Source organism: Veillonella parvula, from assembly GCF_042850485.1.
Classification (GTDB): Bacteria; Bacillota; Negativicutes; order Veillonellales; family Veillonellaceae; genus Veillonella; species Veillonella parvula_Q.
Map to the genome: position 1 here is coordinate 1190813 of NZ_AP031417.1, position 25208 is coordinate 1216020.

The following is a 25208-nucleotide window of genomic DNA, read 5'->3' on the forward strand; positions in this document are numbered from 1 at the left end:
CTAAAATTGTTCCAAGAATCGTACATCATCTTCAAAGAATAGACGTAAATCATTAATGCCGTATAAAAGCATAGCAATACGTTCTACGCCCATGCCAAAGGCAAAGCCTTTAACCTTTTCAGGATCGTACCCATTAATACGCAATACATCAGGATGAACCATACCACATCCTAAGATTTCAAGCCAACCTGTATGAGAACATACACGGCAACCTTCACCACCACACATTACACAGGAAATATCTACTTCTGCAGATGGTTCTGTGAATGGGAAGAAGCTTGTACGGAAACGTACCTTTGTTTCATCCCCATACATGTGACGCAAGAAGGACTCTAATGTGCCTTTCAAATCAGCAAATGTAATATGCTCATCGATGATGAGACCTTCCACTTGATGGAATACTGGGGAATGTGTTGCATCATAATCCCAACGATAAACCTTACCAGGCGCAATCATACGGATTGGGCTGTTAGGCTCATGACGTTGCATTGTACGAGCTTGTACTGGAGATGTATGCGTACGCAATAAGAAGTTTTCTGTAATATAGAAGGAATCTTGCATATCACGTGCAGGATGATCTTTAGGCAAGTTTAAGCATTCGAAGTTAAAGTAATCCTGTTCAATTTCTGGCCCCTCTTCAACGGTATACCCCATTTTCATGAAGAAGTCCTCAATCATTTCATTAACCTTTGTTAATGGATGGATATGACCAGCTTTTTGTGCACGGCCAGGTAATGTAATATCGATGCGCTCTTTTTCTAAACGAGCATTTAACTCTGCAGTTTCCATACGAGCTTTAACCGTATCAATTTCAGCCTCTAACGCTTCACGAACAGCATTAACAAGGGCCCCCGCTTTAGGACGTTCTTCTGGAGATAATTTACCAAGACCTTTTAATAAAGCCGTTACCTCGCCTTTTTTACCTAAATATTTAACACGTATATCTTGCAACGCTTGTTGATCAGCAGCGCCTTTGATGGCATCAAGGGCTTCTGCCTTAATACGTTGTAATTCTTGTTCCATTCAAGCATCCTCCTATTTGTAAAAGTCTAACTTATATTATACCAAATCAGGGTTATCTTCTTCAATAAAACGCCATGGTAAATCAGGTAATGGCTTCTCTTCTAGTACAAAAAATGTACCCCGTGCCAAGTGAACAAGTTCACCTAATTCATTATAAATACGAGCGGTAGCAACCATAGTAGTTTTACCATTGTGCTCTACATTGGCTACACCACGCAATACAGCACCGCCCTTAACAGCTTTCACATAGTTACCATTAAGATCAATGGTGCTAACAGATTTTCCCAATGTAAAACAAGCAGTCCCCATCACACTATCTGCTAAGCCAATACATACGGCACCATGCAAATCCCCTCTAAAATTGCAGTAATCTGTTTCATTTGTTTGCAATGTCATTTCCGCATGACCTGGTTCCACTGCTGTAATCGCAGAATCTTTTACCCAAGAAAATGGGTTTTGATCTCGTAATTCGTTGAAATATTCTAACAATGTTGTAGCCATAAGGTTCTCCATTCTATATACATACTCATAGATTAACTAATCTGAATACTAAGTCTATTACATTACCTGTATGAAAATCTTTATAGTTAAATGTAAAAATTCAATACAAACATATAAAAATGGTGCGTTACATCATACATATTGTATCATGCAACGCACCATATGCGAATAACTCTATCTAATTATATGGTATGTTCTTAAGAAAACACATTTATAAATTCAAAACTATTCATAATGCAATGCATCGATTGGATTGAGCTTAGCCGCTTTACGGGCTGGGTATATACCAAAAATCAAACCAATAGCCATGGAAAAGGCAAAGGACATTATGATTGTTGGAACAGATACAATTGTACTCATTCCAGATACCATTCCGATTACTTTTGAGGCTCCTATACCAAAAGCAATACCAATAAAGCCCCCCATCAAACTGATTACAACAGCTTCTATTAAGAATTGTGTAACAATTACGCTATACGTAGCCCCCAAAGCTTTACGCACGCCAATTTCTCGAGTCCGTTCCGTTACAGATACAAGCATGATGTTCATAATACCAATACCACCTACAACGAGTGAAATCGCAGCTACAGCCCCTAGGAATAACGTAAATGTTCCCGTCGTCTGAGCCACTGTTTCCATAATAGATTTCATATTTTGAATATTAAAATCATCCAAATTTGTATCTTTTATATTATGACGAACACGCAACAAATTCTCTATATCTGCCTGCAAACGATCAATGCCCCCATCATCCTTAGCCACAACATACACCCTGCGAAGATAGTCAATGCCCTCTACGCGCTCCATTGATGTTGTATATGGAATTAACACCGTATCGTCTTGGTCATTACCCATGGTTCCGTTCCCTTTACTTTTGAGAACACCAATGACACGGAATGGAATATTTTTAACACGGATTTCCTTGCCTACAGGATCTTCATCAGCAAACAAATTTTTTACTACCGTTTGTCCCACAACCGCTACACGTTCTCGGTTCTGAACATTTTTATCGGAGAAAAATCGACCAGATGTCATAGTCCAATTATTTACGTCCTGAAAGTTAGAATTAACCCCCGCAACAGATGTAGTCCAGTTTTTATTTTGATAAATCACCACATAAGAGCCATTTGTCATAGGACTGGCGGCTTTTACACCTTCTAACTTAGCAATAGCTTCATAGTCAGATATTTTCAACGATTTCATGGACCCCTGCGAAGATCTAGCACCTGGCGTCCGCGGTGCCCCTGGCAGAACTACCAACAAGTTAGAGCCTAAGCTAGAAATAGAATCCTCAATATCTTGCTTCACCCCATTACCGATAGATACCAAGGCAATAACAGCTGCTACACCGATAATGATACCTAACATGGTCAAAAGGGAGCGCAATTTATTAGCAATCAAGGAAGCCCATGCCATTAGAAAACTTTCTTTATACATTAGGCACCTCCTTTATAGGAGTCATATTAGAATTGATCGAATCCTCTACGATTATCCCATCTTTCAAGACTACATTACGACTCGCGTACGTAGCAATATCCGGTTCATGTGTAACTAGAAGAATCGTACGGCCTTCATCATGAAGGCCTCGAAAGATGTTCATAACGTCAATGGTTGACTTGGAGTCAAGATTCCCTGTCGGTTCATCAGCCATGATAATAGCAGGATTATTTGCCAATGCACGAGCAATCGCCACGCGTTGACGTTGCCCACCAGACAACTCGGATGGCAAATGGTCCATACGCTCGCCCAAGCCGACAGACTGTAATAATTGAGTGGCCCGTTCAATGCGCATCTTTTTATTTACACCGGCATAAATCATAGGAAGCGCTACATTTTCTAGGGCTGTCAATTTTGTCAACAAATTAAAGCTTTGAAATACAAAACCGATCTGTTTGTTACGTACATACGCAAGTTCATCATCAGATAAGGTAGCAACCTCGTCTCCATTGAGTCGATAAGAACCAGTTGTAGGTCGGTCCAAACATCCGAGAATATTCATAAAGGTTGATTTACCAGATCCAGATGGCCCCATAATGGATACAAATTCACCCTTATTGACAACTAAATCAATGCCATGCAGAACAGGTACTGATAATTTGCCATTCACATAGGTTTTTGTAATCCCTTGTATGTCAATTACTGTTTGGTTCATAAGCACCTACCCTTAGAATGGTCCAGCTACATTATTCTTTGGTGCATTCACATCACCGCTTACGATAATTTCATCACCTTCAGATAAACCTTTTAAGATTTGAACATTAGTATCCCCAGTTACACCTGTAGAAACAGCGGTACGTACTGGTTGACCATCTTTTATAACATATACATACTCACCTTGTTTATCCGTACGTACAGCAGTAAGAGGAACTACCAATGTATTTTTAATATCTTCACCAAAGATTGTGGCACGAGCTGTCATAGATGGTAAGAAATTACCTGCAATATTTTCAGGAATTTGAACTTTAACCGTATAGTACACTACACTTGTACTTGTAGTGCCCATATTACCCTTTGTACCTTTTGCAATTTCAGAAACGTAACCTGTGAAAGTTTCACCTGGCTTAGAATCTACAGTAAACTCTACCTTAGCACCTTGTTTGATATTGCCAATATCGGTTTCGTCTACAGTAAGATAAATCTCTAAATTTTTTAAATCTGCAATGGTAGCAATAATCATTTGTGTGGAAATACCAGTACTAATAGTTTGACCGGCTTTTAGCGGTGTACCAACAACAGTACCAGACATTGGAGCTGTAATAGTAGCATCACTTAAATCTGCAGCCGCACGTTCATAAGTAGATTTAGCACGTTCATAAGATGTTACAGAATCATCATATGTTTGTTGTGCAATAGCATCTTGAGCCGCCAAAGATTTATAACGATTCATATCAAGTTCTGCTTTGGCTAACGCCGCACGAGCATCATCAACAGATGCTTGTAATTGACGTGTATCAATATAAGCGATAACTTGACCGGCCGTAACTTGATCATTCTCTTTAACTAAAACTTTTTCAAGTTTACCAGCAACATTTGTAGAAACATCTACATAATTTACAGGGTTAATAGTACCTGTGGCACTGATACTAGTTTTTACATCACCCTTTTCAACCTTGCCAGTAGTGTATAACGTTTGTGCTTGATTTGCATTTAGACTATCCATGTAGTAATATGTGCCACCACCAAGAACACAAAGAACAACAGCACCAGTCACTATGCGTTTACGATGCTTTTGTAAGAACTCTTTCATTATGATCTCCTTTTTTAAGATGAAGATATATTAAAAAGACATTTATTCTATATCAACACATATAGTATTTTTAAATTATACAGCACCAATTGCTTTTACGCAATATAATTTCATTAATGAATAAATTATGATATATAAAAAATGGCCCTTACGGGCCATTAACTACTCAATATTGACAATAATCTATAATCCTTCTCATCGATTGGAAATTCAAGACGTTCTGCCTCTTCATAAGATAGCGCACGGATATGACCATCTATATAGCCCACTAATCGGTTAGCGACACCACTCATCAATAGATTAATACAGACTTCACTCATGCGAGCCGCTAAAATAGCATCAAATGCCGATGGACCACCGCCACGTTGTAAGTAGCCTAACACAGTTAGGCTAGGATCAAATTCTGTATGCTCCTTGATAAAAGCTTTCACCTCACCGCTGTTATAGGCACCTTCTGCAACAAGGATAACACTATATTCTTTACCCCGAATTTGTGTTTCCTTTAAATGACGACAAACCGCATGTAAAGACATTGGATTTTCCGGAACCAAAACTATTTCTGCCCCACAAGCTAGGCCTGCCTTTAATGCAATATGTCCAGCTTTGCGCCCCATTACCTCTACAATGGCTACACGTTCATGGGAGTTTGATGTATCACGAATACGTCCAACCGCATCAACTACCGTATTGAGAGCCGTATCATAGCCTATCGTATATTGTGTGCCACCCATGTCATTATCAATCGTACATGGAATGGTCATAGTAGACATACCAAGTTTAGATAAACTTGCAGCACCACGCATGGAGCCATCACCACCGATAACGACTAGATGGTCGATGTCATAAGCTTTCAAAATATCATAAGCTTTGCGTTGAATTTCTTCATTTTGAAATGCTGGAAAACGAGCCGTTTTCAGCATCGTGCCACCTTGTGTTATGATGCCACCAACGTCTCGATTCGATAAAGGAAATATTTTTTCCTCAATAATACCTAAATAGCCACGCTCAATGCCAAACACTTCAAAGCCTTCATGTATAGCTTTTCTAGTTAACGCTCTTATGGCGGCGTTCATTCCAGGTGCGTCTCCGCCGCTTGTTAGTATTGCGATTCTTCTCATATCCATTACCCCCTTGTGGTGTACGTTGTTTGGATATACTATGTGCTTTACCTTTTTTATTCGTTTGATTAGAAGTCTTTTGTTTATACCTCTTATCATAACGAATTTTATTAGACATTGCTCTTTTTGATACTGCTTCAGAAATCTCTTTTTTCCTACTTTGTTGATTATTAAATTGTATATCTTCAGCTGCTTCTTTAGCATCTACATTGTTTGTATCATTGGGTTGACGTCTTGCTTTAAAATGCACATCTGAGGCATCTAATTCATCCTCAATACGCTGTATAAAATCATAGGTCCGGCCATTTGTTGTATCTAGTACAAAATCGCACTGCTTATACACGGGCTTCCACGATTGTATCATAGCATGTACAAAGGCATTCACATTACTATAGTCCATGGTAGGCCGTTTCCCAACACGGCGATTCACGCGACTGACAATACGGAATTGTGCAGCTCGGATACCAATAATATAGGAATATTTTTTTAATACCTTTAAGGTGCGATGTTCAATAGGAAAATTCCCACCCACAGAAATCACTGCTTCATGGTATAAGCAAACCTTTTTTAGTACATCCATTTCGGCGCGGCGGAATGCTTTTTCTCCTATCTTTTTAAAAATCTCAGCAATGGGCAACCCAAAACGACTTTCTAATACACGATCGGTATCTACAAATTGCCAACCCTTGCGTTCTGCAAGGTTCCGTCCAAAGTGACTTTTGCCACTTCCCATAGAACCGATGAGCATAATATTCCGTTTTATTATCATCTATTATGTGCCCCTTATCATTACATATCCTTCATTGTACTATAAAATGGTCCAAAAACAAAGACAGACTATAGACATAAAATCTATAATCTGTCTCTATACAGTACATCCGATTTTCATTAAGGTTTTATAATCGATTTAATTGCACAATGCACATAAACTACATTACCTTTACGTTCTATATCTTCTATTTCTATACGGCGTGAAGGATCCTTTTCTTCAACAGTATTTATCCAGTTAATCATACGCTCTGTACTACCTAATACTGTTAATTCTAGTATACCTTCATGCTCATCAGTACTGACAATCATTAATGGTTCTCCTTGCAAGGAATCAAAAATATTTGTATTAGAACTCGTATTAGATGTCTTGTTCCGTGTAAAAGATTCTAATAGTTTTGCTTCATTAGACTCTATATAATCTGACTCAGCATTCATTTGTATAATATAATTTTCTTGTTGATTTTTTAAGCTATTATTTTTTTCTTCAAAATAGATATGCCCATACATAGAAAGGCTAATGAGCATCGCCCACAACACTAGGCTCACTAATATTCTCTTGACCTGATACGTTGTGCTCTCTTTTAGATCCGTCCATATGGAATGTATAAACACCTTTATCTGCTTTAACTGTTCCATGACACTCCATCCCTAGTAATTTTTGTTGGAGAATAGCAATAAATTTACGACATACTTCGTCACTCATGCCTATACCATCCATACTGATACGGCCTTCCTTAACGCTAAGATGCTGTAAACTAATATGTTCTGCCATAGCGGCATCAAGAATATATACGACCATTGTATTGGGTAATATATCTGTTTGATTCTTAAGGATTTTATTCTTTATTATTTTATTTCTTATTTCCATTAATTCACCATATTGTTGATGTATTTCTTGATACTGAGCATTTGCTTGCAATCGCACAAAGTCTATCTTTCGATTTTCATAGCTACGATAACTTGACCAACAACTATATAGGGTAACAAACCCTACTATAACGTATATAAAACTTATCCCGTAAAGAAAGTATCGATAGGTATGCCATAAACTATGCCATCGTAAGGATCGTGTCATTAAATTAATACATCTATTCTTACCAGCCCAATCCAATCCATTTCAGCCCCCTTGCTGCCATGCCAATAGCCATGTCCCAATCTAATTGTCCTTGCTTGCAACGATTACGACCACGACCTAAGAATAATAATGGAATATATTCAGTTTCTCCATATATGGAAATTATACCTTCCATATCTGTCCGTTCTTCATTTGTTATAGATTCTAACCCATACATCCGAATCCCCTGTATCTCATCTATACCAAAGTCTTGTAATCTCACTTCTAACTTATCCATAGCTTCAGCTACATCGCTACTAGTAATAGGTACAATACACTCTTGAATGCATATATCATTCCACCAAAGCCATAAATGCATGGCGCCTTCTTCTACAACACCTGTTACAGTACCGCTGCGCCGCATCAAGCAATAACAAATAGGAATAGGCCAAAAATCAATAACATCAACGGGTGCATAAGTATCTCGTATACCTTGCTTCAAAAGCTCTAGTGAATGCCGATCTACAGCCACCATAAACATATGATAATTGTGTCGTGGATATTCCCGGCGACAAGCATCCATTTGGAAACTATCCCCCTCAAAACTAAAGTAGTCCTCTATATTCCACTTTATAAACTCCTTCATATCAAAATCATGAGGATCATAAGGTGCTACATGCATTTGTGTATCAATATTAGCAACAATACTATAAGCCCCTTCATCTAAATCATACGTTTCTATAAATTTTGTAACGTCTTCATCAATAGGTCCTGTACGCTTCATTTCTAACGCATCAGTAATGACCATTGTTTTATTTTCTATATGAGCGGTAACACATACAATATGTTCATCAGTTATACATACTCCAGAATGTATTCTCTTTTTTCGTTTCATAGAATCACCTCAATAAGGTTTTACCTTTATAACATGCATATGTTTTTCTTTATCTACGGTCACATACATATGTACACGACTCACGATTTCACTATTTTTCAATTTTCCATAACTCATAATATGTCGCGGATTATCTGTTGATTGGTCTGCTTCAATAGTAATCTCTACATTTTCATCATCTATCACAACTAATTTATTTTGAAAGTCCCATACATTTCCTAATTTACAATAGCCCACAAACCAATGAACACCTTTCTGTGCCGCATAATGAGCCTCTTCCAAATGCAATTCGTCTACCACATTACTTTCACATATTTGTCCTATACGCAGCCCCATAAAAGCTAATAATAATAAAAAGGACATTGTAAGTATCGCTATATATGTAATAAAGCCCGCGTTATGGGCTCCTACGTTCATAACCTGTCTCCTCTTTACTTGTATACCAATCATAAATAGTACTCTGTCCAATAGAGACCTCATATATGGATAATCCTCCATAACCACTTGTGTATTTTCTATCATTAACAAAACGATTATTAATATACCAACGTAAATACACGGTCCCATTAGTATCTACACTAAAAGGGTATTCTTGGGTATAGCCCACATTTCTTTTATCTGTAGTTCCTACAATTCGACTACCACTGACAGGTTGCAAGCTACCATCCGTTAATTTTCTGTATAATGCATGACGTTGTACAGTTAAGGTTGTGCGCTTTGTATCGTGAATATATAAACTTGTATTACGATCTTCTACAGTAACCTTCACAGGATTCCATATCATATGAGCCACAACCATACGCCGTGTATATCGACCATCCTCCATCATAGCTACACTATCAAGTAATTTAGCATCCCACATAACTGCATAGAATACGATACCTAACAATAAGGTAAGGACTATGATAGAAATCATCATACTAATAAGCGTAGAATACAAAATAAAACCCATATCATTTCTATTTTTATTTCTATCTGTTATGGGATTCTGCTTGTATTCTTTATTCTTCCCAATTACCGTTTCTATATCCTCGCCCTTCAATGTATCCCCTCCAAATCAACTGATAGAGAATAGACAACAGATTGATTGTCGATGGCATCTACTGTTAATCGTTGTAAAGATACACCTTCTATCACTACAGGCTTTATATGTATTTTATAGGTAATTTTTTCACTGGGACTCATTGTAAATTGAGAATTATATACACCAGTTTCTATTGCTCCATTCTTATAATAAGAAGCTTTAGCCACTTCTAAATACGTTATGGTATCTTGCAATATATGATCCCAATAATACGCCCTATATACCGTAAGAGTAGCCATCCAAAAAATAGATAATACAACCGGTAAAATGAACATGATTATAGCGGCTGATATTAAAGCGTCACCATACATAAATCCTTCAGTGCACTTCTTCCCATCTAATTCGCCCCGTTTGTACAGATATCCATATACGATTTTTCTCACCACTTTCACGATCTTTCAAAATAATTTCTGTCCCATCATAGGGTAAGCCCAAGGCTGAAAAAGAAATAATTGTCATAGACCGTTCATTCTCAATATTTTGCGGTAATGATATGTTTACCGTATGATGATTAACATCTTCCTCTAAGGTATAACTGTCCTTATTTAAAATAAAAAGCATTCTCCCTTTACCATTAGATTTATGCCCTAACATAGACCACAGTTGAACTTTCTTGAGCATATACGCCACCTCTTGCGTAGCACCATTTAAAGTATAACGACTAGGTGTTGTCACAATAGGTAAGGCAATAGAAATGAGCAATAAGATTAAACCAATAGTAATAATCCATTCCGCCAATAAAGATCCACTTTGACGATTTATAAGTTGCACCTTAACCATTGATAAAGCACCTCCATATAGGAACCACCATGTAAGGCACACCATCCGCCAAAGCATAGAAAGGGACCAAATGGGATATATCGATTACGATAACCGGCGAGTAAGAGATAGAGAGAACCAACACAAAAAGTTACGTAAAAGAAACATATAATTTCCCATGGAGTGAGCCATATTGCAATAGCAGAAAACCATTTAATATCGCCTATGCCAAAGCCTTTATGGCTAATCAAACGAAGTCCATATGTAATAGCACCTACGCTGATAACACTTAATAAGGTTACTAACATAGATTGATCATTTATATAGCTATATATAATGCCACCTATTACAAGAACTAATGCCCCTTCATCAGGCAATATATAGTAATGCATATCGATGGTAGCACCTGCTATGATGATGAGTGAAAACACAGCATACAAAGCAATGTGAGTATAAGATATTGCTTTTGATGAAACTATAATAGGTAACAATATAGATGCTATATATACAAAAAGTCCTATTACATAATTAGTCCCTTTCATACCTTATCCTTTCATATAACTAATGTATATAATTCATAATCTATACAAGTTAATTAAGGCTCATTAGGTGCTTTAACAACAACAGATTTTGAAGTCCCACCACTGACAACTTCATAAGTAATAGTGTATTCTTTTCCTTTTGCAGTCTTAACATGTTCAGTAAGATATCCTTCCTTATATAGATTTTCTACTGTTGGAGGTGTGTCGACATTCTTATCAATCATATACAATTGAGTGGCATTTTTAATAATTTGAATATCTGCTGTTTCTTTAGCGTTTCGAGCTTTATCCGCTGCAGATAAGAATTGTGGCATCGCAATAGCTGCTAATATAGCGATAACCGCTACTACAACCATTAATTCAACGAGAGTAAATCCGCCTTTTCTCGATTTTTTAAACCCTTCTCGAACACGAGAAATATGTAGTCGATCTACGACCCATTGACCGCACATTTCTAATCGATGATTCACTCCATGAATCATATGCATAACAGACTTCATAATATTCTCCTTTTAATAGTTAAGTAATAACATTGTCTATTACCCTCCTAAGTTGGCAATGGACGTAAATAAGGGGTACATAACAGATACAACTAATACGGCTACACCGATTCCCATTATGGTTAGTAAAATTGGTTCCAATAATCGTTCTAAACGAGCAATATATTTTGAAAGTATAGATTCATAGTAGTAGCCACAGTGGTTTAACATTTTTACTAATTCACCACTCTCTTCTCCAATGGACACCATTTGCCATATAAAAGCGTTTCCTATCTGACCACTACGTAAACTTTCTTCCAGTGAATGTCCTGATAATAATCTTGCTTCCACTTGTTTACTACATTCAACACCATATATATTCCCCCACAAAGGGCGAGTGATATTCATGGTTTGAATGATAGAAATACCAGAATCTAGTAAGAGAGCCCAAACTTTTAACATACTTGTATAATACACACAAGTACTCCATTGGTATCGGTGAGCCAACAGCCAAAGCCAACGATGTACTTTACACTTTATACTATGCTGTTTATAAGCAAATGCTAAGGAACCTATTACAACACAATGAATAGCTATTACCATTAGAGGATGCGATTTTAACCCTTGTCCTAATGCAAAAAGAGCTCGCGTCATCAAAGGTAATGTAATATGCATAGTGGTAAATACCTTTTCAAACGAAGGAATAATAAACAAAATGGTAACTAGAAAAAATATATTCATCATTAAAAGAAGAAATAAAGGGTAAGAAATAGCACTCATAACCTTTTGTTTCAGCTGCCTCTCCCAATCATAGTGGCGGGATATATATTGTAAACTCTCACCCAAAGTGCCCGCTGCTTCACCACTTTCTAGTAAAGCCAAAGCAATAGGAGGACATCCTTCACTTCGTAAAGCCTGTGATAAAGTCTGACCACGCTCTATAGATTCATATAAAGCTGTATAGAGTAGTACTCGTTTCCCCTGGCAGAGCAACTGTAAGGCTCGCCGTAATGGAACACCAGATTCAATGAGTAGACCTAATTGATAAGTCACATCTACCACCATAGTATGATTCCATTTATGTTTCTTTCTTTCATCCTGCAACGATATTCTATAAATTCTATAACCATCTCGTTTTAACCGTATTGCAATTTCTTGTTCTGAATCCCCCCACATCAAACCTTTTTCTGTTTCATTTTGATTATTTTTTACGACATATTCATAAGCCTCCATATATTCACCTACGATAATTGTTGATCAAGCAAGGTATGCAATTGTTGTTGGGCTCCATATTGTGCCTTTACATCTCGCACAGCCATTTCTAATGTTTTCATCGGTAGTTGCGTTTCTTGAATAGATATGATTTGTGGTTCCTTACGGGTCCGTATCAAATTTGCTACTGCATGGGTATTTAGCAAAATATCACGAATAGTAATGAACTTTTTATTCCATCGAAGTAAACGCTGACATATAACGGCCCGTAACACTTGAGATATTTGATTGCGTATCTCTTCTTGTTGCTCCCCAGGAAATAGAGAAATCATGCGGTGAACCGCCATCACTGCACGCTGTGTATGCATAGTTGCCATTACAAGGTGACCAGTCTCTGCCGCATGAAGTGCCGCTTCAAGGGTTTCACGATCTCGAAGTTCGCCTACCATAATGACATCCGGATCCTCTCGTAAAGCATCTCGAATACCATCTGACATAGTATTAATATCAGCACCTAATTGTCGTTGATGTATTAAAGACTTTTTAGATACAAACTCAAATTCGATAGGGTCTTCTAAGGTAATAATGTGACGCTCCATAGTCTGATTTATATAATCAATACAACAAGCTAAGGTAAAACTTTTACCACTGCCTGTAGGGCCACAAACAAGCAATAGACCATCATGTGCTTCACATAGCTTTTGTAATAACTGACCTTCACTATTATCATCTAACTTAAGTTGCTGATGACAAAGTAATCGCAATGTACCACATATGGTCTGATTAGCTCGATATAGATGAACACGGATACGCACACCACAACAGGAACAAGCCTCATCAAGAGACTGCCACTCATAGGATGCTATACCGCAACGACGCAATATATCCTCGATTAATTCTGTAGTACACATAAAGGAAGTAGCCCTTAATCCATCACCATGTCGCAAATAGATAGGCTGACCACATTGTAGATGAATATCTGTTGATGATAGTTGTATTGCATTTTCTACAATAGTTTCTAAACTTTCACTCTTACAGCATGAGTCCACAACGATGCACCTCCTCTATAGATGTAACATGCTGAGATACGGCCTTACGAGCAGACTCTTCTAATGACAATAATAAATGTGTTTCTAATTCGTCCCAATGAGCTGAATTAGCTGGTATTTCTAAGTATTCAAATAGAGCAGTCCGTCCCTGATATGATGTACCATCGAATTTTCGTACTAGCCGTTGTGCAATAGCCCCCATTAAAGTAGCCCGTATTAAGTACGGCTCTACGCCCATATCCATGAGTCGCGTTACAACGCCTATAGCTGTATTGGTATGTATAGTAGATAATACGCGATGCCCCGTTAAAGCAGACTTAACGGCTAACTCTGCGGTCTCCTTATCCCTAATTTCACCAATCATAATCGTATCTGGATCTTGCCGTAATACAGAGCGAAGACCTTTGGCAAAGGTAAATCCAATCTTTTCATTAATACCAATTTGTATAGCCCCTTTGATTTCGGCTTCTACAGGATCTTCAAGACAGATAAGCTTAGTTTCGTCTAAATTTAACATGCGAAGCATGGCATATAAAGTAGCTGTCTTACCACTGCCTGTAGGTCCACAGATAAGTAATAATCCATAAGGACGTTTTAATAATTGTTCAATGTGCTCAAAGATATCCGGCTGCATGCCTAATTCTTTTAAGTCTTTATGACTCCCTTCATTTCCCATAAGGCGACATACTAAGGTTTCTCCGTATAGGCTAGGCAATGTAGATACACGCATCGTTACAGACTTATTTTTATGACTCCAAGACCAACGCCCATCTTGTGGTAAACGCTTCTCGCTAATATCTAGAGAGCTACAAACCTTAATACGGTTGATAATGAGTTCAGCTTCTTCAAATGATACAGTCATGTAATGTTGCAGCAGTCCATCTTTTCGCAACCGAACATGAGCACCACTTTTAACGGGATCAAAGTGGATATCGCTCACATGGTGTTCTAAGGCATACAAGATAATATCGTCTAATGTTACGTCTACATACATGGTCACCTCCAATACCTTGCGGTATGTTTTTACCTCACACTAGCGTATGGCGTTATAGGTTTCGACATCAGCCTCTAAATCCCTCTTTTATTTTTAAAAATCCACGAAGCGAAAACTTTTCTATTTTTAGACATACAAAAAAGGCGCCCCAAAGGGCGCCCTTATTGGACTATTAGATATAACGTATCTTATTTTAAGTTATAAAAAACGTCATTACCTTTATATTGAGCTGTTTCGTATAACATTTCTTCAATGCGAAGTAATTGATTATATTTTGCTACACGTTCAGAACGAGCCGGTGCGCCAGTCTTGATTTGACCAGCATTTACAGCTACAGCAATATCAGCAATGAATGTATCTGCAGTTTCACCAGAGCGGTGAGATACTACGCAAGTGTAACCAGCACGTTTAGCAAGTTCCATAGCATCAAAAGCTTCAGTGAGAGTACCGATTTGATTAACTTTTACAAGAATAGAATTACCTACACCAAGCTCAATACCACGAGCCAAACGTTTTGTGTTAGTCACAAATAAATCATCACCAACAAGTTGTACGCGGTCACCAAGGCGGTCTGTCAACAATTTCCAGCCTTCCCAATCTTCTTCAGCAAGACCATCTTCGATGGATACAATTGGGTATTTACCTACTAGGTATTCGTAAAAGTCTACCATTTCAGCAGCTGTTTTAACTTTGCCTTCGCCAGCTAGATTGTATTTACCATCTTCGTAGAATTCAGAAGATGCAGAATCAAGTGCCAATTTGAAATCTTTTCCTGGTTCATAACCAGCAGCTTTAATAGCTTCACAAATTACTTCTAATGCTTCTTCATTAGATGACAAGTTAGGTGCGAAACCACCTTCATCACCTACTGCAGTACTAAGACCTTTATTGTGAAGTACGGATTTCAAAGTATGGTATACTTCTGCACAGCTACGAAGAGCTTCTGCAAAAGATTTAGCGCCTACAGGCATGATCATGAATTCTTGAATATCTACGTTGTTATCTGCATGTGCGCCACCATTCAAGATATTCATCATAGGAACTGGCAACTCTTTAGCATTGAAGCCACCAAGATATACAAATAATGGCAAGTCCAAAGATTCAGCCGCCGCACGAGCTACTGCCATTGATACGCCAAGAATTGCATTTGCACCAAGGTTAGATTTATTGTCTGTACCGTCAAGTTGCAACATCAAGTTATCGATTGCCACTTGTTCTGTAGCGTCATAACCGATAAGTGCAGGACCAATTTTAGCATTTACATTATCGATAGCTTTTAAAACACCTTTACCGGAGTAACGGGATTTATCTCCATCCCGTAATTCTGCGGCTTCAAACATACCTGTGGAAGCACCAGATGGAACAGCTGCTGTCGCAATAGTACCATCTTCTAAACATACTTCAACTTCAACTGTTGGATTACCGCGGGAATCTAAAATCTCTCTTGCAATGACTTGTTCAATTACTGCCATTTTTTCACCTCATATAATCTAATGGAATAACTGCCATCTGACAGCCATTATATATATTGAGCTAAACCTTATAGGCTTATAACTCTAATTAACTACTAATATAGTGAAAGCTCCATATTATGCTTTATGTACCAAGCTGTGACCTGTCATAGCTTTTGGTTGTTGTATCCCAGCTAAATCTAATAATGTAGGAGCAATGTCACATAATTTACCAGCTTCTAATGTAGCTGTTTTTAAACTGTCGCTCATTAAAATTAAAGGAACCAAGTTCGTTGTATGTGCCGTATGTACCTTACCTGTTTCATGGTTAACCATAAGCTCTGCATTACCATGATCTGCTGTAACTAACAGATGACCTTTCTTGCTACGAATAGCCTCCACGATACGACCTAAACAAGTATCTACTGCTTGAACCGCTTTAACGGCAGCTTCAAAGCTACCAGTATGACCAACCATATCTGGATTTGCAAAGTTCAAGATGATCATGTCATATGTTTCATCTTGTATTGCTTGTACAACCTTATCGGTCACTTCATAAGCGCTCATTTCTGGTTGTAAATCATAGGTGGCCACTTGAGGGGATTTTACGAGAATGCGGTCCTCCCCTTCAAAGGGTTCCTCTTCACCGCCATTAAAGAAATATGTAACATGAGCATACTTTTCTGTTTCCGCGATGCGCAATTGGCGATAACCACCTGTACTTAGAACTTCACCTAATGTTTCAGATAATGTATCCTTTTGATACACAATATGTACGGGCAAACCATCCTCGTATTTTGTCATAGTTGCCATATATATAGATAGTGGCTCCCGTTTAAAGCCATCAAAATCAGGTAACACTAGTGCCTTTGTAAGTTCACGACCACGGTCTGGGCGGAAATTACAGAATATAACCGCATCTCCTTCTTTGATAGTCCCTGCAGCATCAATCACCGTAGGAAGTACAAACTCGTCTGTCGCATCTCTATCATAGGACTGTTGCACCGCTTCACATGCAGATGTAGCCTTTTCGCCTTGACCATGCACAATGGCATTATATGCCAATTCAACGCGGTCCCAACGATTATCGCGGTCCATTGCATAATAGCGACCACTAACTGTAGCAATTTTGCCACAATTTAAATCAGCCATATACGTTTCTAAGTCCTTTAAATAGCCTTGTGCACATTGTGGAGCTACATCACGACCATCGAGCAAAGCATGAACATACACATGCTCGATTCCATTATCATGAGCCCCCTTGATGACTGCCTTAATATGATCTAAGGAGCAATGCACATTGCCATCTGAAACTAGGCCTATAAGATGTAAGCTTTGCTTCTTAGCTACTTCGTATAGTTCCTTCATAACAGGGCGATTATAAAACTCACCAGACTCGACATCTTTAGTAATACGAGTCAAATCTTGATACACTATGCGACCAGAGCCAAGATTTAAATGGCCAACTTCAGAATTTCCCATTTGACCTTCTGGAAGACCTACCGCAAGCCCTGATGCTTCTAATGTTGTATGTGGATACATATCCCATAATCGATTAAAACAGAGCGGCTTCGCCTGTACTACAGCATTGGTTGTGTCTGATTTATCCCCCAAGCCAAAGCCATCTAGGATGACTAGCATTACGGGAGCCTCTAATTTAGCCATTTGTAACCTCATATTAAGCGCTTACTTGGTTTGCAGCTTTAATAATATCAATAAATTCGTCAACCACAAGGGATGCACCACCTACAAGAGCACCATCAATATTAGGCTCTCCAAGGATTTCTAATGCATTTTCTGATTTAACGCTACCACCATACTGGATGCGTACTGCATCAGCAGTTTCATTATCATATAGAGATTGAATGTAATTGCGGATTTCTTTACATACCTCTTCAGCTTGATCAGCCGTTGCTGTCTTGCCAGTACCGATAGCCCAAATTGGTTCGTACGCAATAATCAATTGACTGACTTGTTCTTTCGGAATATCAGCCAACGCCCCTTCTAGTTGAGATGTAATCCAGTCAAGTGTATGACCTGTTTCACGGTGTTCTAAACTTTCACCAACACAGACAATAGGATTCAAATTATGATGAAATGCACTTTTAATTTTTGCATTGACGGTCTCATCTGTTTCACCATAATATTCACGGCGCTCAGAGTGACCGATGATTACATAATTAACGCCTACCTCTGTAAGCATAAGTGGTGAAATCTCACCAGTAAACGCACCAGCATCATGATAATCCATAGTTTGTGCACCTACTTCCATAGCTGTATTTTTCGTCAATACTACAGCACGTTCGATGGCTGTGAAAGGCGGACATACAACTACATCACAGAACAATTCCATATCTTGTAACACGCTGTTAAACGCTTCGATCAGAATTGATCCAGACGCAATGGTGCCATTCATTTTCCAATTCCCTGCAATAATGAGTTTTCTCATATTATGCCTCAGACAATGCAGCAATACCTGGTAGAATTTTGCCTTCTAAGAACTCTAAAGATGCACCGCCACCTGTGGAGATGTGGCTAATTTTATCTGCTAAGCCACTTTTTTCAATGGCTGCCACAGAGTCGCCACCGCCAACGATAGTCATCGCATCGGATTCAGCTACAGCTTTCGCTACTGCATTCGTACCAGCTGCAAAGTTTTCCATTTCAAATACGCCCATAGGACCATTCCAAATAATAGTCTTCATTGGCGCCAATGCCTCTATATAAAGTTCGCGTGTTTTAGGCCCAATATCTAATATCATCCAGCCGTCTTCGATTTGATCAACGTCTACAATTTTAGTATTAGCATCGTTGCTGAAAGCATCTGCTACTACAGCATCGATAGGTGTTAATAATTTAGCACCTGCTACGCGAGCTTCCATAACAAGGTCTGTAGCGATAGCTTCTTGGCCTTCTTCAAATAAAGAGCTACCAATGTTGCATCCTTGTGCTTTAATGAACGCATTAGCCATGCCACCGCCGATAATCATTACATCCACTTTAGGCAAAAGGTTAGAAATAACAGAAATTTTATCTGTTACTTTTGCACCACCAATGATTGCCGCCATAGGTGTTTTAGGATGTACTACAGCTGCACTTAATGCTTCAATTTCTTTTTTGAGCAAGAAACCTGCTGCCATAGGGATATAATCAGCAATACCGACTACAGATGCCGCATTACGGTGAGATACTCCAAACGCATCATTGATAGCAACATCTGCAAGAGATGCCAATTGCTTAGCAAACTCAGGGTCATTTTTAGTTTCTTCATTGTGGTAACGCAAATTTTCAAGCATCAATACATCGCCAGATTGTAATGCTTTTACAGCTTCTTCAACTTTAGGACCAATGCAGTCATCTACGAATGCTACAGGCTTGTTGATAAGGTCAGATAAATGCTTAGCACATGGTGCCAAAGACATTTCTGGTTTGCGTTCTCCCTTAGGACGACCAAAGTGAGAAGCAAGGATAACCTTTGCCCCTTTTTCGATTAAGTAATTGATAGTAGGTAATGCACTACGAATACGAGTGTCATCAGTGATGACACCGTCTTTCATAGGAACATTAAAATCAACACGAACAAATACTGTTTTATTAGCTACTTGTAAACCTTCAATTGTTTGTTTCATTAAAGCCTCCTGATTATAAGCCTTTGCTTGCTATAAATGCGGCCATGTCGATAAGACGTTCGGAGTAACCCCATTCGTTATCATACCAAGAAACAACTTTTACCATATTGCCATCCATAACCATTGTTAAATCAGCGTCAACAATGGAGCTACGTGGATCGGAGCTAAAGTCACAAGATACTAATGGCACATCAGATACACCTAAGATACCTTTTAATTCGCCAGCAGCTGCTTTGCGGAATGCTTCATTTATTTCTTCTTTAGTAGCAGGTTTTTCAAGTTCGCAAACAAGATCTGTAGCAGATACGTCTGGAGTTGGAACGCGCAATGCGAAGCCATCTAATTTACCTTTTAATTGAGGCAATACTTTAGCAACAGCTTTTGCTGCACCAGTAGTTGTAGGGATGATGGACATAGCAGCTGCACGAGCACGACGAGGGTCTTTATGACGTGCATCAAGAATTTTTTGGTCATTTGTATAGGAATGAATAGTAGTCATCATGCCGCGTTTAATACCGAATTCATCGCATAATACTTTAGCGAATGGAGCCAAACAGTTTGTTGTGCAAGATGCATTGGAGATGATATGGTGTTTTGCAGGATCGTACATATCTTGGTTAACACCCATAACCATAGTTAAGTCTTCATTTTTACCAGGTGCAGAAATCAATACCTTTTTAACTGTAGGTTGTTCTAAATGAACTTTTGCTTCTTCTGCATCGCGATATTTACCTGTACATTCAATTACGATTTCTACGCCTTCTTCAGACCAAGGTAATTTGGAAGCATCGCGGTCATGGAATACGCGGATTTTTTTGCCATCAACATAGATATTTTCTTCGTCGAATGTTACTTCGTTAGGAATTGTACCATGTACGGAGTCGTATTTTAACAATAATGCAGTACCTTCATTATCACCAGTTGCATTAATTGCTACAACCTCAACGTCAGGATTATTAATCGCTGCGCGAACTACACATTTACCAATACGACCAAAACCGTTAATACCAACTTTTACTGCCATTGTTAAATCCTCCTAATAACAAAAATTTTAACCAAATTTCAAACTAAAATTTATAACTACTAATTCGCCTATAAGGCAGAAATTTGTAACAATTGACGCATCCCCTCCGCTGCTTGCTCATCAATTATGAGTATACCTTTTTGACAAGCTCGCATCACACCTATAATAGCATTCGCTTTTTCTTGTCCACCAGCTACAGCAATAACATTGGGAACCTTTACTACATCAGGAAGTGATAAACCAATATTATTAGTAGAATAAATTAACTTACCCTCAATGTCACAATATTGACCAAGTGCTTCACCTACCGCATGATTATCTATCAACTGCTTACGCACATCATCAGCAATATGGCGCTGATCTGCCATGCGCATTGCAGTACCAATACCAAATAATAGTACGTCAGTCCTACTAATGAGATCTCCAATTTCTTTAATTTGCGGTTCACAAGTCATGAGCATATGTAATGAGTCTTGTGAAAGTCCATCAGGTAAATGGAGCATCTTATAGGACCCGCGAAGTCTTTCAGCTAACACAGAAGCGATTACATTAGCTTGATACTCCACTACCTCACCAACGCCACCCCGGGCAGGTACAACAATAGGATTAAATGGTAATACTGGCATCTCTTCAGCTACTGCAGCCATTGTACTGCCACCACTGATGGCAACTACAGAGTCAGGCTCTAATAATTCCTGTAATAGCTTTGCTGCTGCAAAACCTAACTTTTTAACCATCAAGGTTCCTTCAGTAGGAGTGATGATAACCCTATCGATATGAAGTGCTTCAGTCAATCGATGTTCTAGCTCGTTAATACGATCTAGCTCATTTAAAAAATTTCGCAACTTTGGAACAATTGCATGTCCCTCATCAGTGAGAAAAATCCCTGGTTTATAAATGTCTACAAGACCATTAGCACGCATTAACTCAATATGACTTCGTACGGTTCGCTCAGGAAGGTCCGTTGCAGTAGCTAATGTCCTACGGCCTATAGGCTCTTCATAAACAAGGTGGTTTAGTATTTTGTATCGCTCCTTCAATACGCTAACAATTTCAGGAACAATACGTTCACATATCATTAGAAATTCGTTCATCGGGTCCCTCCTTTACCCGTTTGGATTGCATGAATCGTTTTTCGTCCCATGTGAACAAAATCCGTCCCACCTAAAATAAAAAAATACTTTTACACTTGTATTGTATACCTTATGTAAATTTTATTCAACCCTAAATAAGAGAAAACGACATACGTCTTAGATGATTTGTTATTATTTCAAATCTAATAATATGTCGTCATGTCCTCTTATTATATTTTAATATGTCGTTTTACTTTATTGTATTTTATTTTGTACCGAAGATACGGTCACCTGCATCACCTAAGCCAGGCAAGATGTAACCATGATCATTAAGCTTTTCATCAAGTGCTGCTACATAAATAGGTACATCAGGATGTTCTTTATTTACAGCCTCTACACCTTCAGGAGCAGCCACTAAGCACATTAGCTTAATATGCTTAGCTCCTTTTTCTTTTAACAATGTAATAGCTGCTGCTGCACTCCCTCCAGTAGCAAGCATTGGATCAGTTACGATAAAGTCACGTTCGCCTACGTCAGATGGTAGTTTACAGTAGTATTCTACTGGTTTCAAAGTCTCAGGATCACGGTACAAACCGATATGACCAACTTTTGCAGTTGGAATTAAACTAAGCATACCATTTACCATACCTAGACCAGCGCGAAGAATTGGAATAATACCCAATTTTTTACCTGCAATTCGTTTGCCAATCATTTTAGTTAATGGTGTTTCTACCTCCACATCCTCAAGTGGTAAGTTGCGTGTAATTTCATACCCCATCAACATAGTAATTTCATCAAGTAGTTCTCTGAAATCTTTAGAGCCTGTTTGTACGTCACGCATCAATGTAACTTTGTGTTGAATCAATGGATGTGTCATAACATTAACTTTCATGACTGTCCTCCTATAAAACAATATACATATCCCATTCTAGCTATTAACTATCATATTTACTCTATCACAGATTAGAAAATCATGCCATAAAAATATTAAAAGGGATGTGCCGAGGGCACACCCCTTTTATACTACCTATAAACTTATAGGACTATAAATATATAATGTAATTTTAATGTAATCGATTAGTACAATGGATACGCTTCACAAAGTGTAGCGACACGTTTACTAGCTTCTTCATGGACCGATTTATCTTCAGGATTTTTAAGAACCACTGCAATAATATCGGCAATTTCTTCCATATCTTTCACTTGCAAACCACGTGTCGTAAGAGCTGGCGTGCCAAGTCGAATGCCGCTTGTTACAAAGGGGCTAGCTGGATCAAATGGAATTGTATTTTTATTACATGTAATACCTACTTCATCGAGTAAGTGTTCAGCTTCTTTACCAGTTAAACCAGTATTACGAACATCTACAAGCATAACATGAGTATCTGTACCACCAGAAACAATTGTTAAGCCCTTTTCTTGCAATGCTGCAGCCAACGCTTTTGCATTGTCGATGACTTGTTGTGCATATACTTTGAACTCAGGTTGTAAAGCTTCACCAAATGCTACGGCTTTAGCAGCGATAACATGCATCAAAGGACCCCCTTGAATGCCAGGGAAAATAGCTTTATCGATTGCTTTAGCATACTTTTCTTTGCAAAGAATCATACCACCACGAGGACCACGCAATGTTTTATGAGTTGTTGTAGTAACGATATCAGCATATTCTACAGGATTTGGATGTAAACCTGCTGCTACAAGGCCTGCGAAATGAGCCATATCTACCATGAAGATAGCATCAACCTCATGAGCTACATCAGCCATTTTTTTGAAGTCGATTTGACGGCTATAAGCACTACCACCGGCAATAATCAATTTAGGTTTTGCTTCCAAGACAATCTTGCGGAACTCATCGTAATCGATTTGTTGTGTTTCTGCATCTACACCGTAAGGTACTACGTTGAAATATGTACCAGATACGTTAACAGGGGAACCATGAGTTAAGTGACCGCCATGGGACAAGTTCATGCCCACAATAGTATCACCTGGTTGTAATAATGCGAAATACACGCCAAAGTTTGCTTGAGAACCAGAGTGAGGTTGCACGTTAGCATGTTCTGCACCGAACAAGCGTTTTGCACGTTCAATAGCTAATGTTTCAATAACATCAACATTTTCACAACCACCATAATAACGTTTACCAGGATACCCTTCTGCATATTTGTTAGTCAATACGCTACCTTGAGCTTCCATTACTGCTTGAGAAACGAAGTTTTCAGAAGCAATCATTTCCAATTTGTCACGTTGACGTGCCAACTCCTGATTGATAACAGCTTGAATATTAGGGTCTTGTTTTTCTAAGAAACTCATAAGTATCCTCCTCATGTAAATATATGCGTATAAGGTAACGATGTATTACTTCTCTAAGGCTTTAATCTTTTCCACACGGCGTTCATGACGGCCACCTTCAAAATCCGTTGCCATCCAAATAGTAACGATGTCCTTTGCAAGGCCGGGGCCGATAACGCGTTCCCCCATTGTGAGAATATTAGCGTCATTATGTTCACGACATGCATGGGCAGAGAATGTATCATGACAAAGAGCAGCTCGAATACCTGCAATCTTATTTGCTGCAATACCGATACCAATACCAGTACCACAAATCAAAATACCTCTGTCTACTTGACCAGATACAACTGCATTTGCTACAGGTACAGCAATATCAGGATAGTCGCAAGAATCAGCTGTATGACAGCCAAAGTCCTCTACTTCATGTCCCAATGCATTTAACAATTCCTTAACGGATGCCTTTAAATGTAATCCGCCATGATCACAACCGATTGCAACTTTCATAATTTCATCTCCTACGCCTTCTGAGGCACTGATGTAAGACCAGCCTCTACTAAGTGATAAATTTGTTCCGCACATTGATTATATACGGTTTGATCAGATCCATATGGGTCCGTAACATCACCATCTTGACCACCCCACTCGGAAATCGTTTTGATTTTACTTTCCTCAAATGGGAATTGGCGAAGCAGTACAGATTTGTGATCTTTCGTCATACCAATGATAAGATCTGCTGCATTCACGAGTTCCATCGTCAATGGTCTCGATTCATGATCAGAAATATCTGCAATGGAACGGACGGCTTCCACGGCTTGTTCAGTTGGTTTTGCGCCATAAGCGGCAAATAACCCAGCCGATACAGTGGTAACATCCTTATGTTGCTCCGCTGCAAGTGCCCGTGTAATAACTTCAGCCATAGGACTACGGCAAGTGTTACCGGTACACACAAATAAAATATTCATAATAACATCCTTACTTAATCACATTTTGTGATTACTTTATACATTATAGCAA

The 25208-nt window shown here is 38.6% G+C and carries 29 protein-coding genes; all 29 read right to left on the reverse strand.

Annotated elements, in window-relative coordinates:
• Entirely contained in the window at positions 1-1023 is a 1023-nt protein-coding gene (gene pheS, locus ACGHIY_RS05300) for a phenylalanine--tRNA ligase subunit alpha (RefSeq protein ID WP_390525340.1), read from the reverse strand.
• Between the two features lie 36 nt (positions 1024-1059).
• Positions 1060-1524, reverse strand: coding sequence for a PaaI family thioesterase (locus ACGHIY_RS05305; RefSeq protein ID WP_077708498.1), 465 nt, complete (start codon positions 1522-1524; stop codon positions 1060-1062).
• A 225-nt stretch (positions 1525-1749) separates the two neighbouring features.
• Positions 1750-2961, reverse strand: a complete 1212-nt coding sequence (locus tag ACGHIY_RS05310) for an ABC transporter permease (RefSeq protein WP_287512022.1) — start codon at positions 2959-2961, stop codon at positions 1750-1752.
• Positions 2954-3676: an ABC transporter ATP-binding protein gene (locus ACGHIY_RS05315; RefSeq protein ID WP_004696122.1), complete on the reverse strand. Its 723-nt coding sequence runs from the start codon at positions 3674-3676 to the stop codon at positions 2954-2956. Before ACGHIY_RS05315 ends, ACGHIY_RS05310 begins: the two co-directional genes overlap by 8 nt.
• A 12-nt stretch (positions 3677-3688) precedes the next feature.
• Positions 3689-4771 carry an efflux RND transporter periplasmic adaptor subunit gene (locus tag ACGHIY_RS05320; RefSeq protein ID WP_287512023.1) on the reverse strand — a complete coding sequence of 361 codons (1083 nt, stop codon included), beginning with the start codon at positions 4769-4771 and terminating at the stop codon, positions 3689-3691.
• 158 nt (positions 4772-4929) lie between these two features.
• A complete protein-coding gene (locus ACGHIY_RS05325) occupies positions 4930-5844 on the reverse strand; it encodes an ATP-dependent 6-phosphofructokinase (RefSeq protein WP_390525768.1) in 915 nt (304 codons plus the stop codon).
• Entirely contained in the window at positions 5816-6658 is an 843-nt protein-coding gene (locus ACGHIY_RS05330; protein ID WP_287501600.1) for a shikimate kinase, read from the reverse strand. The genes ACGHIY_RS05325 and ACGHIY_RS05330 overlap by 29 nt, the downstream gene beginning before the upstream one ends.
• A 119-nt stretch (positions 6659-6777) precedes the next feature.
• Positions 6778-7206, reverse strand: coding sequence for a hypothetical protein (locus ACGHIY_RS05335; RefSeq protein WP_237301763.1), 429 nt, complete (start codon positions 7204-7206; stop codon positions 6778-6780).
• The gene (locus ACGHIY_RS05340) at positions 7175-7585 is read right to left on the reverse strand and encodes a fimbrial assembly protein (RefSeq protein WP_390525341.1); all 411 of its coding nucleotides are present in this window, start codon (positions 7583-7585) and stop codon (positions 7175-7177) included. Before ACGHIY_RS05340 ends, ACGHIY_RS05335 begins: the two co-directional genes overlap by 32 nt.
• Before the next feature lie 169 nt (positions 7586-7754).
• Positions 7755-8609 carry a hypothetical protein gene (locus ACGHIY_RS05345; RefSeq protein ID WP_390525342.1) on the reverse strand — a complete coding sequence of 285 codons (855 nt, stop codon included), beginning with the start codon at positions 8607-8609 and terminating at the stop codon, positions 7755-7757.
• Positions 8610-8618: 9 nt separating this feature from the next.
• Positions 8619-9026 (reverse strand): hypothetical protein, encoded by a 408-nt coding sequence (locus ACGHIY_RS05350; RefSeq protein WP_021148255.1) that lies wholly within the window; start codon positions 9024-9026, stop codon positions 8619-8621.
• The gene (locus tag ACGHIY_RS05355) at positions 9007-9651 is read right to left on the reverse strand and encodes a hypothetical protein (RefSeq protein ID WP_120054853.1); all 645 of its coding nucleotides are present in this window, start codon (positions 9649-9651) and stop codon (positions 9007-9009) included. The genes ACGHIY_RS05350 and ACGHIY_RS05355 overlap by 20 nt, the downstream gene beginning before the upstream one ends.
• Positions 9648-10004 carry a hypothetical protein gene (locus tag ACGHIY_RS05360; protein WP_120054854.1) on the reverse strand — a complete coding sequence of 119 codons (357 nt, stop codon included), beginning with the start codon at positions 10002-10004 and terminating at the stop codon, positions 9648-9650. The genes ACGHIY_RS05355 and ACGHIY_RS05360 overlap by 4 nt, the downstream gene beginning before the upstream one ends.
• Before the next feature lie 7 nt (positions 10005-10011).
• Positions 10012-10473 (reverse strand): hypothetical protein, encoded by a 462-nt coding sequence (locus ACGHIY_RS05365; protein ID WP_024061885.1) that lies wholly within the window; start codon positions 10471-10473, stop codon positions 10012-10014.
• A complete protein-coding gene (locus tag ACGHIY_RS05370; protein ID WP_390525343.1) occupies positions 10452-10994 on the reverse strand; it encodes a prepilin peptidase in 543 nt (180 codons plus the stop codon). The genes ACGHIY_RS05365 and ACGHIY_RS05370 overlap by 22 nt, the downstream gene beginning before the upstream one ends.
• 53 nt (positions 10995-11047) lie before the next feature.
• Positions 11048-11494, reverse strand: coding sequence for a competence type IV pilus major pilin ComGC (locus tag ACGHIY_RS05375; protein ID WP_004697182.1), 447 nt, complete (start codon positions 11492-11494; stop codon positions 11048-11050).
• Positions 11495-11533: 39 nt separating this feature from the next.
• A complete protein-coding gene (locus ACGHIY_RS05380) occupies positions 11534-12706 on the reverse strand; it encodes a type II secretion system F family protein (protein WP_008601184.1) in 1173 nt (390 codons plus the stop codon).
• Between the two features lie 8 nt (positions 12707-12714).
• Positions 12715-13734, reverse strand: a complete 1020-nt coding sequence (locus tag ACGHIY_RS05385; protein ID WP_004697309.1) for a type IV pilus twitching motility protein PilT — start codon at positions 13732-13734, stop codon at positions 12715-12717.
• Positions 13718-14728 carry a GspE/PulE family protein gene (locus ACGHIY_RS05390; RefSeq protein ID WP_174892267.1) on the reverse strand — a complete coding sequence of 337 codons (1011 nt, stop codon included), beginning with the start codon at positions 14726-14728 and terminating at the stop codon, positions 13718-13720. Before ACGHIY_RS05390 ends, ACGHIY_RS05385 begins: the two co-directional genes overlap by 17 nt.
• A 188-nt stretch (positions 14729-14916) precedes the next feature.
• The gene (gene eno / locus ACGHIY_RS05395; RefSeq protein WP_278451657.1) at positions 14917-16200 is read right to left on the reverse strand and encodes a phosphopyruvate hydratase; all 1284 of its coding nucleotides are present in this window, start codon (positions 16198-16200) and stop codon (positions 14917-14919) included.
• A 117-nt stretch (positions 16201-16317) separates the two neighbouring features.
• Positions 16318-17844, reverse strand: coding sequence for a 2,3-bisphosphoglycerate-independent phosphoglycerate mutase (gene gpmI, locus ACGHIY_RS05400; RefSeq protein ID WP_390525344.1), 1527 nt, complete (start codon positions 17842-17844; stop codon positions 16318-16320).
• A 13-nt stretch (positions 17845-17857) separates the two neighbouring features.
• A complete protein-coding gene (tpiA, locus tag ACGHIY_RS05405) occupies positions 17858-18628 on the reverse strand; it encodes a triose-phosphate isomerase (RefSeq protein ID WP_278451659.1) in 771 nt (256 codons plus the stop codon).
• A gap of 1 nt (position 18629) precedes the next feature.
• A complete protein-coding gene (locus ACGHIY_RS05410; protein ID WP_278451660.1) occupies positions 18630-19808 on the reverse strand; it encodes a phosphoglycerate kinase in 1179 nt (392 codons plus the stop codon).
• A 13-nt stretch (positions 19809-19821) separates the two neighbouring features.
• Positions 19822-20832 carry a type I glyceraldehyde-3-phosphate dehydrogenase gene (gene gap / locus ACGHIY_RS05415; protein ID WP_278451661.1) on the reverse strand — a complete coding sequence of 337 codons (1011 nt, stop codon included), beginning with the start codon at positions 20830-20832 and terminating at the stop codon, positions 19822-19824.
• Between the two features lie 68 nt (positions 20833-20900).
• Complete coding sequence (locus ACGHIY_RS05420; protein WP_012864497.1) at positions 20901-21926, reverse strand: sugar-binding transcriptional regulator; 1026 nt, start codon at positions 21924-21926, stop codon at positions 20901-20903.
• Positions 21927-22170: 244 nt separating this feature from the next.
• A complete protein-coding gene (upp, locus tag ACGHIY_RS05425) occupies positions 22171-22797 on the reverse strand; it encodes a uracil phosphoribosyltransferase (RefSeq protein WP_004696164.1) in 627 nt (208 codons plus the stop codon).
• 185 nt (positions 22798-22982) lie between these two features.
• Positions 22983-24215 (reverse strand): serine hydroxymethyltransferase, encoded by a 1233-nt coding sequence (glyA, locus tag ACGHIY_RS05430; protein WP_004696166.1) that lies wholly within the window; start codon positions 24213-24215, stop codon positions 22983-22985.
• A gap of 45 nt (positions 24216-24260) precedes the next feature.
• Positions 24261-24698 carry a ribose 5-phosphate isomerase B gene (gene rpiB, locus ACGHIY_RS05435; RefSeq protein ID WP_278451662.1) on the reverse strand — a complete coding sequence of 146 codons (438 nt, stop codon included), beginning with the start codon at positions 24696-24698 and terminating at the stop codon, positions 24261-24263.
• Positions 24699-24709: 11 nt separating this feature from the next.
• Positions 24710-25156: a low molecular weight protein arginine phosphatase gene (locus ACGHIY_RS05440; RefSeq protein WP_278451663.1), complete on the reverse strand. Its 447-nt coding sequence runs from the start codon at positions 25154-25156 to the stop codon at positions 24710-24712.
• Between the last annotated feature and the right edge of the window lie 52 nt (positions 25157-25208).

Bases quoted from the DNA above. Each gene is read 5' to 3' on its own strand.
- tpiA (WP_278451659.1), bottom strand. From the start codon at position 18,628: ATGAGAAAACTCATTATTGCAGGGAATTGGAAAATGAATGGCACCATT.
- ACGHIY_RS05345 (WP_390525342.1), bottom strand. From the start codon at position 8,609: ATGAAACGAAAAAAGAGAATACATTCTGGAGTATGTATAACTGATGAA.
- ACGHIY_RS05410 (WP_278451660.1), bottom strand. From the start codon at position 19,808: ATGAAACAAACAATTGAAGGTTTACAAGTAGCTAATAAAACAGTATTT.
- rpiB (WP_278451662.1), bottom strand. From the start codon at position 24,698: ATGAAAGTTGCAATCGGTTGTGATCATGGCGGATTACATTTAAAGGCA.
- ACGHIY_RS05380 (WP_008601184.1), bottom strand. From the start codon at position 12,706: ATGGAGGCTTATGAATATGTCGTAAAAAATAATCAAAATGAAACAGAA.
- pheS (WP_390525340.1), bottom strand. From the start codon at position 1,023: ATGGAACAAGAATTACAACGTATTAAGGCAGAAGCCCTTGATGCCATC.
- upp (WP_004696164.1), bottom strand. From the start codon at position 22,797: ATGAAAGTTAATGTTATGACACATCCATTGATTCAACACAAAGTTACA.
- ACGHIY_RS05375 (WP_004697182.1), bottom strand. From the start codon at position 11,494: ATGAAGTCTGTTATGCATATGATTCATGGAGTGAATCATCGATTAGAA.
- eno (WP_278451657.1), bottom strand. From the start codon at position 16,200: ATGGCAGTAATTGAACAAGTCATTGCAAGAGAGATTTTAGATTCCCGC.
- ACGHIY_RS05360 (WP_120054854.1), bottom strand. From the start codon at position 10,004: ATGTATGGTGACGCTTTAATATCAGCCGCTATAATCATGTTCATTTTA.
- gap (WP_278451661.1), bottom strand. From the start codon at position 20,832: ATGGCAGTAAAAGTTGGTATTAACGGTTTTGGTCGTATTGGTAAATGT.
- ACGHIY_RS05390 (WP_174892267.1), bottom strand. From the start codon at position 14,728: ATGTATGTAGACGTAACATTAGACGATATTATCTTGTATGCCTTAGAA.
- ACGHIY_RS05305 (WP_077708498.1), bottom strand. From the start codon at position 1,524: ATGGCTACAACATTGTTAGAATATTTCAACGAATTACGAGATCAAAAC.
- gpmI (WP_390525344.1), bottom strand. From the start codon at position 17,844: ATGGCTAAATTAGAGGCTCCCGTAATGCTAGTCATCCTAGATGGCTTT.
- ACGHIY_RS05330 (WP_287501600.1), bottom strand. From the start codon at position 6,658: ATGATAATAAAACGGAATATTATGCTCATCGGTTCTATGGGAAGTGGC.
- ACGHIY_RS05325 (WP_390525768.1), bottom strand. From the start codon at position 5,844: ATGAACGCCGCCATAAGAGCGTTAACTAGAAAAGCTATACATGAAGGC.
- ACGHIY_RS05365 (WP_024061885.1), bottom strand. From the start codon at position 10,473: ATGGTTAAGGTGCAACTTATAAATCGTCAAAGTGGATCTTTATTGGCG.
- ACGHIY_RS05440 (WP_278451663.1), bottom strand. From the start codon at position 25,156: ATGAATATTTTATTTGTGTGTACCGGTAACACTTGCCGTAGTCCTATG.
- ACGHIY_RS05315 (WP_004696122.1), bottom strand. From the start codon at position 3,676: ATGAACCAAACAGTAATTGACATACAAGGGATTACAAAAACCTATGTG.
- glyA (WP_004696166.1), bottom strand. From the start codon at position 24,215: ATGAGTTTCTTAGAAAAACAAGACCCTAATATTCAAGCTGTTATCAAT.
- ACGHIY_RS05310 (WP_287512022.1), bottom strand. From the start codon at position 2,961: ATGTATAAAGAAAGTTTTCTAATGGCATGGGCTTCCTTGATTGCTAAT.
- ACGHIY_RS05420 (WP_012864497.1), bottom strand. From the start codon at position 21,926: ATGAACGAATTTCTAATGATATGTGAACGTATTGTTCCTGAAATTGTT.
- ACGHIY_RS05320 (WP_287512023.1), bottom strand. From the start codon at position 4,771: ATGAAAGAGTTCTTACAAAAGCATCGTAAACGCATAGTGACTGGTGCT.
- ACGHIY_RS05350 (WP_021148255.1), bottom strand. From the start codon at position 9,026: ATGAACGTAGGAGCCCATAACGCGGGCTTTATTACATATATAGCGATA.
- ACGHIY_RS05370 (WP_390525343.1), bottom strand. From the start codon at position 10,994: ATGAAAGGGACTAATTATGTAATAGGACTTTTTGTATATATAGCATCT.